Genomic DNA, 14,013 nt, shown 5'->3' with positions numbered 1-14,013 from the left:
GGTTATTTCATTAAGCAGCGATAGTGACGGTATCGCTGCAAATTGGCATTATTACCGCATTAGTTTAAGTTAGTGACCCGTGCTCTTGGGCCTTTTACTTCTTCGGCTGTTGGTGTAGCTTTGGCTTTGAGCTGAGCGTCGATAATGTTTTTAGCCGCAATCAAAAAACCAAGGCCTAAAAAGGCGCCCGGAGGCAGGATAGCAACTAAGAATTGATGATCGAACGAGAAGATCTCAATACGCAATACACTTGCCCAGTTGCCAAGGAGTAGCTCGGCACCATCAAATAGTGTTCCTTGACCAATGAGTTCGCGCATTGCACCCAGTACAAATAGCACCAGTGCAAAACCCAGTCCCATCATTAAACCATCCCAAACCGATAACAACGGACTATTCTTCGAAGCGAATGCCTCAGCACGACCAATAATGGCGCAGTTGGTCACGATCAACGGTATAAATATGCCAAGGGATTGATACAGACCAAAGGTATAAGCGTTCATGAGTAGTTGAATAACCGTAACAAAGGCGGCGATGATCATGACAAACACGGGAATACGAATGTCTTTTGGCACCCAGTTTCTAACCACCGATACGGTAAAGTTAGAACCAACCAGTACCAGTAATGTGGCAATACCAAGCCCTAAGGCATTGGTTACCGTTGAAGTCACCGCAAGGAGCGGACACAGCCCTAAAAGCTGTACCAGTGCAGGGTTATTTTGCCATGTACCTTCTTGAAAGAGCGATTTTAACTGACTCATTGCGACACCTCGCAAGTATTAGGCGCGTTAAATAGCGCATCAAAATGAGTTTTGGCAAACCATGCTGCCTGATTTACCGAAGTTACCACGGCGCGTGGGGTAATGGTTGCGCCGGTAAATGAATCAAATTGACCGCCGTCTTTTTTCACATTCATTTTAGGGTCTGCTTCACCTTCAACTTGAACGCCGTTGAACGTCGTTACCCAAGCCGATTTTGCCAGCTCTACCTTATCACCAAGGCCAGGGGTTTCTTCATGGCGCGTTACACGCACGCCTGAGATCAGACCTTGTCTATCGACAGCGGTTAAGACATCAATATTGCCACTGTAGCCTTTTGGGGTGATGTGTCTCACTAAAAGAGCTGAGGGTTCGCCATTGAGTCTGGCTCTGTAAATCGTGTGCGGACCGCCTGGGCCGAGTTCTAAGGCGTTGCTGGTGGTGCAATCCAAATACAGAGTATTGTCGTACTTATCTGCTGCAATCACCTGAGAAAGTAGTTGCATCAGGTGTTGCTGCTCTTGGCTGGCAATCTTATCTTTAGTGAGGTCATTAATCAGTGCGACCGCTCCTGTTGTTGCCAGTGCAAATGCCGCGAGGATAAGGCCATTTTTCTGCATCGATTGAATTATCATGATTTAGCTCCATGACCATAAGTACGAGGCTGAGTGTAATGATCGATAAGTGGTACTGCCATATTCATGATCACAACTGCAAATGCAACGGCGTCTGGATAGCCACCAAATTGACGAATAACATAGACAGTAAAGCCGATTGCCGCGCCGTAAATCAGACGACCTAAGTTAGTGGTAGAGGCCGACACCGGATCGGTGGCAATAAAGAAGGCACCAAGCATAGCGCCGCCACTTAACAAGTGGAATAGGGTGCCGGGCTCTGACTCAGGCGCAATGATATAGCCAATTGCACTAGCAAGGCCAAGACTGGCAATAAAGGCTACAGGAATATGCCAGTTGATCACTTTGGCTTTTAGCAGGTAAAGGCCGCCCAGCAAAAAGGCGAGGTTAACATATTGCCAACCAAGTCCCGCAAGCGCTCCAAAACCCTGCTTACTCATCGCCTCATTAACGGTTAAACCTTGTGAGACTGCGGTTTTTACCGAGTCTAATGGCGTTGCGCCAGTCGCGCCGTCAATCACCCCTGCACGCCATACGTCAAGTGTAACACCTTGGCTGCTGGACTCGGTAAAGATCATCGCGAGTTGGTCGACAAAGCTTAGCGACTCTAGCGTGAGTGCTTGAATAGGTGACCATGAAGTCATTTGTACAGGGAAGGAGATCAGCAATAATACATAGGCCGCCATGGCTGGGTTGAAAAGATTAAAGCCTAGGCCACCGTATAGCTGTTTTACAATAGCGATGGCAAAAAATGCACCAATGACGGTTATCCACCAAGGGGCTAGCGGCGGAATACTGATGGCCAGCAGCACAGCGGTGAGCCAAGCACTGCCGTCGCTGAGGCTAGGCCATATCGCTCGACCTCTTAGCTTTAGCACTAGCGCTTCAGCAAGGCTTGCGGTAATAAGCGCCAAAGCCAACTGGATCAATACACCAAAACCAAAATAGTAGGTTTGGACTAAGATCCCGGGAATACAGGCTGCCATGACGGTCATCATGATTTTGTTGACCGACTTATGGCTATGATTGTGCGGGGATGAGGCCATGGTTAGTTTCATGACGGTTCATTTCCTTCTTGTTCTTTCGCTTGCTTCTTCGCTTTTGCTCTCGCAATTGCGGCTTTAACGGCGGCTTTTTTACGTGCTTCAGGGCTAAGTGCTCGTTGCTGCTCAGATGTGCCCTCAGCATCTTGCTCTGTACCGCTGGAGTCTGTTTCTGATCCCGCCGTTGGCTCATTTACTTCTTTGTCTTGCTCATTCATACTTTCGCCAGCTTCTTGTGCCTCTTTAGCGGCTTTCTTGGCCTTGGCTCTAGCGATTGCTGCAGTAACAGCGGCTTTACGTGGATCTTCCTCGGCGCTTTCCGTTGGAGCGCTTTGAGCAGCGTCTGCTTGCTCGACTGTACTCTCGCCAGCTTCTTGTGCCTCTTTAGCGGCTTTCTTGGCCTTGGCTCTAGCGATTGCTGCAGCAACAGCGGCTTTACGTGGATCTTCCTCGGCGCTTTCCGTTGGAGCGGCTTTTGCTTGTTCGCTCACGCTTGCGCCAGCTTCTTCAGCCTCTTTAGCAGCTTTCTTGGCCTTAGCTCTGGCAATTGCGGCAGCAACGGCGGCTTTGCGTGGATCTTCCTCGGCGCTTTCCGTTGGAGCGGCTTCTGCTTGCTCGACTGTGCTCTCGCCAGCTTCTTGTGCCTCTTTAGCAGCTTTCTTGGCCTTAGCTCTGGCAATTGCGGCGGCAACGGCGGCTTTGCGTGGATCTTCCTCGGGGCTTTCCGTTGGAGCGGCTTCTGCTTGTTCGCTCACGCTTGCGCCTACTTCTTCAGCCTGTTTAGCGACTTTCTTGGCCTTAGCTCTGGCGATTGCAGCGGCAACGGCGGCTTTGCGTGGATCTTCGTCAGTATTATCGGTTTGAGCACTTTGTGAAGCGTCTGCTTGATTGCTCTCGCCAGCTTCTTCCGCCTGTTTAGCGGCTTTTTTGGCCTTAGCTCTTGCAATTGCGGCGGCAACAGCTGCCTTTTTATCGCTTGGCGCTGCATTGACTTCAGGTTCTGGGGTGTCTTCTGCGGCTTCTTTTTTGGCTTTAGCCCGGGCGATTGCAGCAGCTACGGCTGCCTTTTTATCATCTGCTGCAGCTGGCTCAGATTCAGGCGCGGTTTGGGCTGCGGCCTTTTTCGCCTTTGCACGGGCAATGGCGGCGGCTACTGCATCTTTTTTATCTGTGCTTTCAGACTGGTCTGTTTTTTCTTCTTTATATTTACGCGCTTGCGCTTTGCGTTTTGCACGCTCTTCAGCAATGGAGCTGTTGTCCGGCTCTAACTCGCCATTCTCACCCCGTTTGGCTTTGGCGCGTGCAATCGCAGCTTGGACCGCGGATTTATCTGACTGCTTATCTTTAACGCGTGATAGTGCTTCTTGTACTTTTTCTTTATCTGCGGCTTTTGGCGCAGCACCAGCTGAACGGCGTTTATGTTTATTTTGACGCTCTTCCTGTTCTCGCTCTAAGCGCTCTTTTCTTGCTTCAAAACGCTCTTTAGCACGCTCAGCTTTGACTTGTTCAAGTTTTTGTTCGCGAATGTCGGCTTTGGCCACTCGGTAGTATTGCACCAAGGGGATTTCGCTTGGACAAACATAAGAGCACGCACCGCATTCGATACAGTCAAAGAGGTTGTATTCCTCTAATTTTTGGTACTCTTTGCCTTTAGCAAACCATTGTAACTGTTGTGGTAATAAGCTTTGAGGGCAGGCATCTGCACAGGCACTACAGCGAATACATGCCTTTTCATCACCTGGGATCGCAAGTTCTTGGTTGTCTGGCGCGAGTATACAGTTGGTGGTTTTGACCACAGGGATCCTAACCGATGGCAAGGTAAAGCCCATCATTGGACCGCCCATGACGACGCGCTGCGCCTCTACTGGTGAAAAGCCTTGCGAGTCAAGCAGATGCTTTATTTCAGTGCCGAGTAAAGCCCACACATTGCTTGGTTGAGTAATGGTATTACCGGTCACGGTAACTACGCGCTCAATAAGGGGTTTCCCCTCAAAAATGGCTTGCCAAATTGCGAACAGCGTTCCGACGTTCTGCACTAGTACGCCGATATCAGCAGGGATCCCAGTACTCGGTACTTCTTTAGAGGTTAATACCTTAACCAGTTGCTTTTCACCGCCAGAGGGATATTTGGTTGGCACACTACGGACTAAGATATCCTGATTATGCTGAGCCGCTGCGGTGATCGCCGCAATAGCTTCAGGTTTATTATCTTCAATGCCAAACAACACTTTTTGTGGTTTCAATATACCTTGTAGCACTTCGACGCCTGCGACGATTTCTTTGGCGTGTTCACGCATCAAACGATCGTCGGCTGTGATATACGGTTCGCACTCAATGCCATTAACGACTAAAAACTCAATAGGTTTTGGACTGTCTGCTTTGACATAAGTTGGGAATCCCGCACCGCCCATACCGGCAATACCAGCTTGGTGGATAATATCAATAAGCTGTTTGTTATCAAGCGTGTTTAGGTCACTAATAGGATTCAGTGGTGTCCACCTATCTTCACCGTCTGGGCGCAAAATAATACTGAGCTCAGGTAGCGCGGATGGATGCGCCGATGGCATCGGTTTTATCGCTTCAATGGTGCCAGATGTGGGCGCATGAATAGGAAGCGACCAGTTCGTGCCGGGAGCCGTCAATGCTTGCCCTTTAAGCACGTGCTCGCCCGACTGTACTAGTAAACTGCCGTTTGCACCTATATGTTGCTTTAACGGGAGAATGAGTTTATCCGGCAAAGGTAAACGAGCAATCGGTTGTTGGTTAGATAACGTTTTTTGCTCTGGTGGATGGATGCCACCTGGGAACTGCCACAGTTTTCCACTTTCTATTTGTTCAAGTAATGTTTCCACTTAAACCTCTTAATCAATCTGTGTCACAGGAATGGCGTCTAGCTGCCATTTCCACGTTTGCTTGGTCTGTGCAACTGGGATCATATCAATACAATCAACCGGGCAGGGTTCGACACACAGATCGCAGCCTGTGCACTCGTCAACGAGTACGGTGTGCATTTGTCTGGTTGCACCAACAATGGCATCAACGGGGCAAGCTTGAATGCATTTGGTACAGCCAATACATTCGTCTTCACGAATGTAAGCCACCTTCTTGACCGGCTCTGCGTCTTCTCCACCAGCCAATGGCTTTGCTTCTACGCCCATTAAGTCCGCCAGTTTTTTCACTGTAGCTTCACCGCCGGGAGGGCATTTATTTACGTCATCGCCATTCGCAATCGCTTCAGCGTACGGTCGACAGCCGGGATAGCCGCACTGGCCGCATTGAGTTTGTGGCAGAATGGCGTCTATCTGTTCAACAATTGGGTTGCTTTCAACTCGGTATTTCACTGCTGCATAGCCAAGCACAATACCAAAAATGAGCGCCAGCGCACCAAGTGCAAGTAATGCGTAAAGTAATGTCATATCTAAAACTTAACCAATCCAGAAAAGCCCATAAACGCAAGCGACATGAGTCCTGCGGTGATCATCGCTATCGATGCTCCTTTAAAGGGGGTTGGCACGTCAGCGACAGCTAAGCGCTCACGCAAGGCGGCAAATAGCACCAGAACCATAGAAAAACCAACCGCTGCGCCAAAACCATAAACTGCAGACTCTAAAAAGGTATGGTCTTTCTTAATATTAAGTAATGCAACACCTAGTACTGCACAATTAGTTGTAATTAAAGGCAAGAAAATTCCCAGCAACCGATACAAGGTTGGGCTGGTTTTACGCACCACCATTTCAGTAAATTGCACAACCACTGCGATAACCAAAATAAAACTCATCGTTCTTAAAAAAGTGAGGTCAAGCGGCAACAAGATATATTGATTGACCAAATAGCTGGTGACTGAAGCTAGGGTGAGAACAAATGTTGTCGCTAAAGACATTCCCACTGCGGTATCTAATTTTCCAGATACCCCCATAAATGGGCATAAACCCAAAAACTGAACTAAAACGAAGTTATTCACCAGCACTGTGCCAATGAGCAACAAAATGTATTCGGTCATTCCTGCCTCTATAACTTAGTCACTTTATTCGGGCTACTCCCGATAAATCGAGGTGATAGTTAACTGTATTAAAGAATTTACTGGGTGCAAATTTTGATTTGATTTAATTTTGCTAAAAGCACTTTTCAGTATAATTAAATCGATAGCACCGTTTCGCTCTGTGTTTCTAAATGAAAAAACATACTTTGCAATCAACAGAGTTATGGTCTCTGATTTCGTAAGGCTTTTGCTTAAGGTCTCATGCTAGCAGCTTTCATTTAATTATTGGCAAATAACCCTAACTCAAAGCTCGTTTACTAAGCAGTTTATTGATTTTATTTTATAAAAATCAATGTGATAGATGTTTTAATCTTACTGAACTCTGGTTAGTTGTTAGTGCCGAAATAATCTCCATGACTATCTTTGTGAACTTCTTATAGTGCATGGATAAATTTGAATGATAATTCCTGCCAATAGTAACACAGATTGCAATAGGTGTGGCAAATGATAGTGTATGAAAGTAAGCGCAATGACGCTGGAGAATAGGGCAGGGCAAACAAGTTGCCCTTGGAGTTTTTGTTGAGCTCGGATAAGCCTTGAATTATCCGAGCTCAGGTTACCTAGATTTCTTTCGGTTTTTCGATGTAGTAGCCTTGTACACCATCCAAACAGAGCGTTTCGACTATGTGCTTCTCTTCTTGACTCTCGATACCTTCGGCAAATACGTTGACACCGATACGGTGTGCAAGGTCAACCATCAAGCGCATAAAGTATTGATTATTCTTGTCTTCTTCAAGGCCACGAGTATAGCTTGCATCCATTTTGATATAGTCAGGCTTTAGGTCTCTAAAGAACTTAAACGATGTTAAGCCCACACCAAAGCGCTCAACGGTGATACGAGCGCCAGCACGATGCACCATATCAATAAAACGCTTACTGGCTTTAATATTTTGCTGTAAGCCAAACTCGCTAACTTCAAATACCAATTTAGAGGCTAGATTGGTTTCTTTTAACAAACGACGCTCTAACCAGATCACAAATTGATCGTTATGAGCGCTCGATGCGGTAACGTTGATCCCAAAATACTTTTCGTTAAAGTTACGCGTTTTAATAAGTTCTAGCGAGGTGTCTATGATCAACTGATCAATCTCAATGGCCATTTCTAGCTTTTCAGCCATGGCAAGGAATGAGGCCGTTGGTAGCATTTGCCCCTCTTCGGTTTTGAAGCGGGATTGGATCTCTGCATAGGCCTTAGAATTTTTACCAATTGGCATGATATTTTGCATCATCAAACTAACACGCTTGCTGCTGATCACATCGCGGATCACGCGACGCCAGTTTTGGTTGCCAAATCCAGCACTGACATTATTCACTAAGTCAGACTCACGTTGAATATGCCAAGCATTGGCTTGTTTGCTCTGCGCCATACTCATCGCATTATCAACAACTGAGAGTAGCTCTCCAAGTGGTTTACCGTTCTCATAAGGCACAATCCCAGTGTTTGCAACCGATGATAGTTCTTGGTTTTGCTGGAACTGAGTGAAGCGCGCTTGTAGAGTTTCACCAAACTCTTCCGCTTCTTTACTTGGCACGTTGGGTAAGATCACCGCAAAATCCGAGCTATTTAAACGGAACACTTGGCTGCCTGCATAAGTACCGGTGACGTGCTTGATGATATCCGATACTGACTTAATATATTCATCGCCTTTTTGATAGCCACGGGTTTGGTTAATGACTTGCAATTCAGAGCAACGGATCATCGCCAGTGAGCCAAATGCCTTTTTGGCAGACGACTCAATATATTGCTCGTAGTGTTCAACGAACATATTGCGGTTGCCAAGATCGGTGACCACATCTTTATACGCTTCTTGCTTAATAGTGTGGGCGGCATTTTTAATGTCTTCTTGCTTTGACTTTAAAAAGCTGGCTAAGCGTTTAAAAGAGGGGACTAAATCATGCCCAAGTTCTGCTACTTTGCCATCGTTAAAATCAAACTCAATGTTGTCGGTGACTTGGTTTTGTGTGATGTATGAATCTACAGCACTGGCGACGGTCATACTGACGTTACGGTTAAGCTTCTTATAGACGCCTTGCATAAAGAAGACGGGAATAAAAGCGACCAGTGCAGAAATAATAATGAGCAATAGTAGGGCTTGTTGCAGTAGTTGCGCCTGGCTTTGTGCATTGATCAAGAATTCGATTTTGATGTCTTTGCTATCGTTAACAGCAAATTGAGGACGAATAGCATTGATGTTTGATTCAATAATTTCAGCGATAAAAGGAAGATTGCTTGGCGTATTGACTTGTAAAACGGTTTGACCGTCAAAATCTCTTATAATAAAAGTTGAGAAAACATCTCCGCTATTTAGTGCTTGGCGAATGTGTTCTGGGGTCACTTCAGTGATTTTTTTGTCTTTTATATACTCTGTTACCATAGTGTGTGCGCTTTGCTGCGCTTTATTTATTGCAGAGTCAAAACTTGTTGCGAAAAAAAAGCTACCAATCAAGGAGAATAATAGCCAAGAGGTGACTTGGAGTACGATAAGTTTTTTAAAACCAGCCATAGTACGCTTCTTAAAGAGGGTTATTCCATAGTATCGGGTGCATTGCCAAATTCTTTATCAAATTCATCGGTTTGATTTTCGTCTGAGCGATAAATTACAGAGCAGGTTGTTGTTTGAGCAAGTGCAGTGAGAATATTGCTTGTAGAGTAGTGTAAATGCTTGAAAAAGTCTAATGCTTTCGTGGAATTGGCTCCCCCTCCCCGACTCGAACGGGGGACCTGCGGATTAACAGTCCGTCGCTCTAACCAACTGAGCTAAGGGGGAAGCGTATCTCTCAACGGGGCGAAATATTAATGACGACATTGCAAGGTGTCAACCACTAAAATCACAGAAACGTAAAAAACTCTACTAAGCGATGAATTAATGCGCTATTTGTTGGCTTTTTAGCTTGTTCAACGCATTTTATCGCGTTAAAACGGCGCATTTTACATTTACTTGTTGTGTGAATGTGGCTCGCGATACCAAGTAAGAGAGTCGAACCAAAGCTAAAACGAATAAAATTAACATATATAATCTTCACTGTGTATTCGTACAGTTGGTTTTTTAGTTTCATGTATTTTTTGAACGTTTTGCTCGAATTGTATCCTTAACAGCTCATTTTATGATGTTTTCTCAAGATCTTTAAATTAGTGCAATTGTCACTTGGATGGGATCATTGAGTATAAATAGTGTTGTATTAATAATCTCGACTTAAGTGCAGTGGGGCTAGCAGTAAGTAGTTACTATCAATAAATTGAAAATCAATAACTTAATAAAAAGACCAGTTAAAACAAATGGATATGTTTGGCTGGTTAATTTTGGAATATATGAAGATTTTTACTTCCAGAAGCAAGGTTAGTCTACAGATCTAAATTGATCCAGTTGTTGTTTTAAGAACGATCATACTAAATGCACCGTTGATCAAAATTACTCCAAGCTGAAAACCTTTATTCTACTGGCTTGGAGCGACTTATCCACGGAATCTGTGGATAACATTGTTTATTATTATTTGAGAAGTATTGCAAGACTATGAAAATAGGGCGCTGCGGCCGTTTCAAGTAAAATTCGATAAATATTTAAATCTATTAATATCAATGGGTTATGTTTGGTTGGGTATTTTTGTTTATTTGTTATTCAGTGTGAAGCTTTTATGAACTTTTGGCCAATTTGGTTGTGCAAAAAACATGCTACTTTGCGAGGTGGATTGTAACTTTTTTGTCAAAACTTACTGAATCGTTATTTTTAACACTAAATCTTAATCCTATGACTTAATACCAGCTTTTTATAAGTAACTGTTGCTAATTTAGACTTTATCACGACTCTTGACGTTTCCCGCATAGCGTCAACATCTTGAATAGCATACAATGAGCCGCTTAAAGTATCAGAAATAGGTTGTTATGACTCAAGCTAAGTCAAATTCCAATGGCAACGATATCCTTTTTGGTGATATTGGGGCGACTTTAAAGCGAATGACGATCCCCATGATATTCGGGATGATCACGCTGATGATGTTTAATCTCGTTGATACTTTCTTTATTAGTATGCTAGGCACCGAGCCGCTCGCAGCGATCAGTTTCACTTTCCCTGTTACCTTTACTGTAATTAGCTTGGCCATTGGGCTAGGCATCGGAACATCTGCCGTTATCGCTAAGGCTTTGGGTAGCAATTTGCTTGATGAAGCTAAATTTGATGCCGCAGTGGCTATTATTATCTCTGCGATATTAGTTTCATTACTTTCTATTCTTGGTTTTATTTTTGTCGATGAGATCTTTATTCTCCTCGGTGCAGGTGAAGCGGTTATGCCATTTATCCACGACTATATGTCGGTGTGGTTTATTGGCTCGATTTTATTGATAACACCGATGATTGGTAATTCAGTGTTGCGTGCCAGTGGTGACACCAAAACGCCAAGTTTAGTCATGGGACTCGGAGGATTAGTCAATGCGGTGCTGGACCCGATATTAATCTTCGGATTTGGGCCTATTGATGCAATGGGTGTGAAAGGGGCTGCAGTGGCCAGTGTGTTGTCTTGGAGTCTTGGGGTAACTATCATTTTATATTTGCTGATAGTTAAAAAGCGTCTTATCTCACTGTCTGCAAAATACACCAGCTTCACAAATGCGGCGAAAAAAATTCTCACTATAGGCCTGCCTGCAGCTGGTGCAAATATGCTGACACCTTTAGCAATGGCGGTAATGACAGCACTTATAGCTAGTTATGGACCTGAAGCTGTGGCCGCATTTGGTGTTGGCAGTCGTATTGAGTCGATCGCAAGTCTGGTGGTTTTAGCGCTTTCTATGACCTTGCCGCCATTTGTCAGCCAGAACTTTGGTGCAAAGCACTATCAGCGTGTGTCTGATGCCTATACCCAAACACTTAAATTTGTGCTTGGTTTTCAATTTGCGGTCTACTTATTGCTGGTATTGAGCGCTTACTATATAAGTCATACTTTTGGTAATGAGCCGGCTGTTGTTGAAACCATACAGCTATTTATTTATATCATGCCGTTAGGATACGGTCTTCAAGGCGTGATCATATTAACCAATTCGTCATTTAATGCGTTGCATAAACCGATGAATGCACTCATTCTAAGTGTGATCCGGTTGTTCATATTCTATGTACCTATTGCTTATTTAGGCTCACTGTTGGCTGGATTGCCAGGATTATTTGCTGGCGCTGCTTTGGGAAATTTATTTACTGCAGCCATTGCCTACAATTGGTTTAAGAAAGTCATTAATGAAATTGCAGCAAGTGAGGTTCAAAAGGAGGCATAATGGAAGATAAGTTTCAGCTAGTTTCTGAGTTTCAGCCAAGCGGAGATCAACCAACAGCGATTGCTCAGCTGTGCGATGGCTTAGAATCAGGCCTTGCACATCAAACCTTGCTGGGGGCTACCGGGACGGGTAAAACCTTTACCATGGCTAACATCATTAATAACCTCAACCGTCCGACGATTATTATGGCGCATAACAAAACGCTGGCTGCACAGTTGTACGGCGAAATGAAAGAGTTCTTTCCTCATAATGCGGTTGAGTATTTCGTTTCTTATTACGACTATTACCAACCCGAAGCCTATGTTGTTGCTAGCGACACATTTATTGAGAAAGACGCCTCTATCAACGATCATATAGAGCAAATGCGTCTATCTGCGACCAAGGCCTTGCTTGAGCGCAGAGACACTATCATCGTAGCCTCAGTTTCAGCGATTTATGGCCTTGGCGATCCCGACTCTTACATGAAAATGATGCTGTTACTGAAAGTCGGTGAAACTATCGATCAGCGTGACATGTTAAGACGTTTGGCAGAGCTACAGTACACACGTAATGATATGGATTTTAGCCGTGGTACTTATCGAGTTCGTGGTGAAGTTATTGATATTTTTCCTGCCGAGTCAGAAACCATCGCGGTACGAGTCGAGATGTTTGACGATGAGATAGAGAGGATCAGCCTGTTTGATCCCTTGACGGGTGCCATTGAAAAACATCTCGTTCGCGCGACTATTTATCCAAAAACTCACTATGTGACGCCAAGAGAAAAGATCCTTGATGCCATTGAGCGTATCAAGGTCGAACTCAAAGAGCGCCGCACTCAATTACTGGATAAAAGTCGCTTAGTCGAAGAGCAGCGCATTGCTCAACGTACACAATACGATATTGAAATGATGACAGAGCTTGGCTATTGCTCTGGTATTGAGAATTACAGTCGATATTTATCGGGACGTGCACCAGGCGAGCCACCCCCAACTTTGTTAGATTATTTGCCGGATGACGCGCTTATGATCATCGACGAATCTCACGTTACCGTTTCGCAGGTAGGGGCGATGTATAAAGGTGACCGCAGTCGTAAAGAAAACTTAGTTGAATATGGTTTTAGATTACCGTCTGCGCTGGATAATAGACCACTAAAGTTTGAAGAGTTCGAAGCGATTTCGCCACAGACCATTTATGTTTCGGCGACTCCCGGTGATTATGAATTGAATAAATCAGCGGGTGATGTTGCCGAGCAAGTGATCCGCCCAACTGGGCTATTAGATCCAGAAGTAGAGGTGCGTCCAGTTGCAACTCAAGTTGACGATTTGCTCTCTGAGATCTACAAACGGGTTGAAGTGAATGAGCGTGTGCTGGTTACTACGCTAACAAAACGCATGTCAGAAGATCTGACCGATTATCTTAACGATCATAATGTTAAGGTGCGTTACTTACACTCTGATATCGATACCGTTGAACGTATGGAGATCATTCGAGACCTACGTAAAGGTGTTTTTGATGTACTAGTCGGCATCAACTTGTTACGAGAGGGCTTGGATATGCCTGAGGTTTCATTGGTTGCCATACTTGATGCGGATAAAGAAGGCTTTTTACGTTCTACGCGCTCTCTTATTCAGACAATTGGCCGCGCGGCACGTCACTTAAATGGTAAAGCGATTTTGTACGGCGATAGAGTAACGAACTCGATGCGCCAAGCGATAGATGAAACGCAAAGACGTAGAGAAAAGCAAGAGGCGTATAATGAGGCTAATGGCATTACACCAACGGCGCTCAATAAGAAGATCACGGATGTGATGGACCTCGGTGAGGAAGTGGCTGATGACAAAGTGGTGGATATCGATGCCAAATTTAAACCTGGTATGCCTGCAATGGATGCGAAAGAGATCGCCAAAGAAATAGACCGACTTGAAGCACAAATGATGAAGTTTGCAAAAGAGCTTGAGTTTGAAAAAGCAGCTCAAGCGCGAGATCAAGTTCAGATCTTACAAAAGCGTTTGATTAAAGCTTAGGGCTAAAACGTCGGCTTTAAAGAATAAAAAAGCATGTGGCCATCACATGCTTTTTTATTGGTTGGGTAGGTTGCTTTATACCAATTGAATTAATTCTCTAATCAATTTGAAGGGTGAAATAGCATATTAGCTTCGTTAAAAATTTCTCATTTAGAACAACTAAATAGCAAAATTTTTGCCTTGCCTATATGGATATAGGTACCTTAGCGGTAGCAGGACGCGAGAGCGGTGCTACTAAAGCTATTTCCCCGTTTCAAGATAGATCATTTACTTAATACAAC

9 protein-coding genes and 1 tRNA gene are annotated in these 14,013 nt (G+C 44.6%); 2 read left to right on the top strand and 8 right to left on the bottom strand.

Annotated elements, in window-relative coordinates; all coding sequences use genetic code 11:
• Window positions 1–59 precede the first annotated feature (59 nt).
• From DRB05_RS09650 to DRB05_RS09615, 8 genes are all read right to left on the bottom strand, one after another.
• Window positions 60–758 carry an electron transport complex subunit E gene (locus tag DRB05_RS09650; RefSeq protein WP_128726760.1) on the bottom strand — a complete coding sequence of 233 codons (699 nt, stop codon included), beginning with the start codon at window positions 756–758 and terminating at the stop codon, window positions 60–62.
• Window positions 755–1,390 carry an electron transport complex subunit RsxG gene (gene rsxG, locus DRB05_RS09645; protein WP_128726759.1) on the bottom strand — a complete coding sequence of 212 codons (636 nt, stop codon included), beginning with the start codon at window positions 1,388–1,390 and terminating at the stop codon, window positions 755–757. Before rsxG ends, DRB05_RS09650 begins: the two co-directional genes overlap by 4 nt.
• Window positions 1,387–2,448, bottom strand: a complete 1,062-nt coding sequence (gene rsxD / locus DRB05_RS09640) for an electron transport complex subunit RsxD (RefSeq protein ID WP_045990651.1) — start codon at window positions 2,446–2,448, stop codon at window positions 1,387–1,389. Before rsxD ends, rsxG begins: the two co-directional genes overlap by 4 nt.
• Entirely contained in the window at window positions 2,445–5,285 is a 2,841-nt protein-coding gene (rsxC, locus tag DRB05_RS09635) for an electron transport complex subunit RsxC (RefSeq protein WP_128726758.1), read from the bottom strand. The genes rsxD and rsxC overlap by 4 nt, the downstream gene beginning before the upstream one ends.
• Before the next feature lie 9 nt (window positions 5,286–5,294).
• On the bottom strand, window positions 5,295–5,849 hold the full coding sequence (gene rsxB, locus DRB05_RS09630) for an electron transport complex subunit RsxB (RefSeq protein ID WP_128726757.1): 555 nt from the start codon (window positions 5,847–5,849) through the stop codon (window positions 5,295–5,297).
• A 2-nt stretch (window positions 5,850–5,851) separates the two neighbouring features.
• Window positions 5,852–6,433 (bottom strand): electron transport complex subunit RsxA, encoded by a 582-nt coding sequence (gene rsxA / locus DRB05_RS09625; RefSeq protein ID WP_010370383.1) that lies wholly within the window; start codon window positions 6,431–6,433, stop codon window positions 5,852–5,854.
• A 599-nt stretch (window positions 6,434–7,032) separates the two neighbouring features.
• Window positions 7,033–8,976: a GGDEF domain-containing protein gene (locus tag DRB05_RS09620; RefSeq protein ID WP_128726756.1), complete on the bottom strand. Its 1,944-nt coding sequence runs from the start codon at window positions 8,974–8,976 to the stop codon at window positions 7,033–7,035.
• A 187-nt stretch (window positions 8,977–9,163) separates the two neighbouring features.
• A tRNA-Asn gene (locus DRB05_RS09615) sits at window positions 9,164–9,240 on the bottom strand.
• Window positions 9,241–10,352: 1,112 nt separating this feature from the next.
• On the opposite strand from DRB05_RS09615, the gene DRB05_RS09610 reads away from it, so the two are divergent.
• Window positions 10,353–11,729 carry an MATE family efflux transporter gene (locus tag DRB05_RS09610; RefSeq protein ID WP_128726755.1) on the top strand — a complete coding sequence of 459 codons (1,377 nt, stop codon included), beginning with the start codon at window positions 10,353–10,355 and terminating at the stop codon, window positions 11,727–11,729.
• A complete protein-coding gene (uvrB, locus tag DRB05_RS09605; protein ID WP_128726754.1) occupies window positions 11,729–13,732 on the top strand; it encodes an excinuclease ABC subunit UvrB in 2,004 nt (667 codons plus the stop codon). Before DRB05_RS09610 ends, uvrB begins: the two co-directional genes overlap by 1 nt.
• Window positions 13,733–14,013 lie beyond the last annotated feature (281 nt).

Source organism: Pseudoalteromonas sp. A757, assembly GCF_004103285.1.
Taxonomy (GTDB): domain Bacteria; phylum Pseudomonadota; class Gammaproteobacteria; order Enterobacterales; family Alteromonadaceae; genus Pseudoalteromonas; species Pseudoalteromonas galatheae.
The sequence above is the reverse complement of the archived record's forward strand: the minus strand, read 5'-3'. Positions and strand labels throughout refer to the sequence as shown.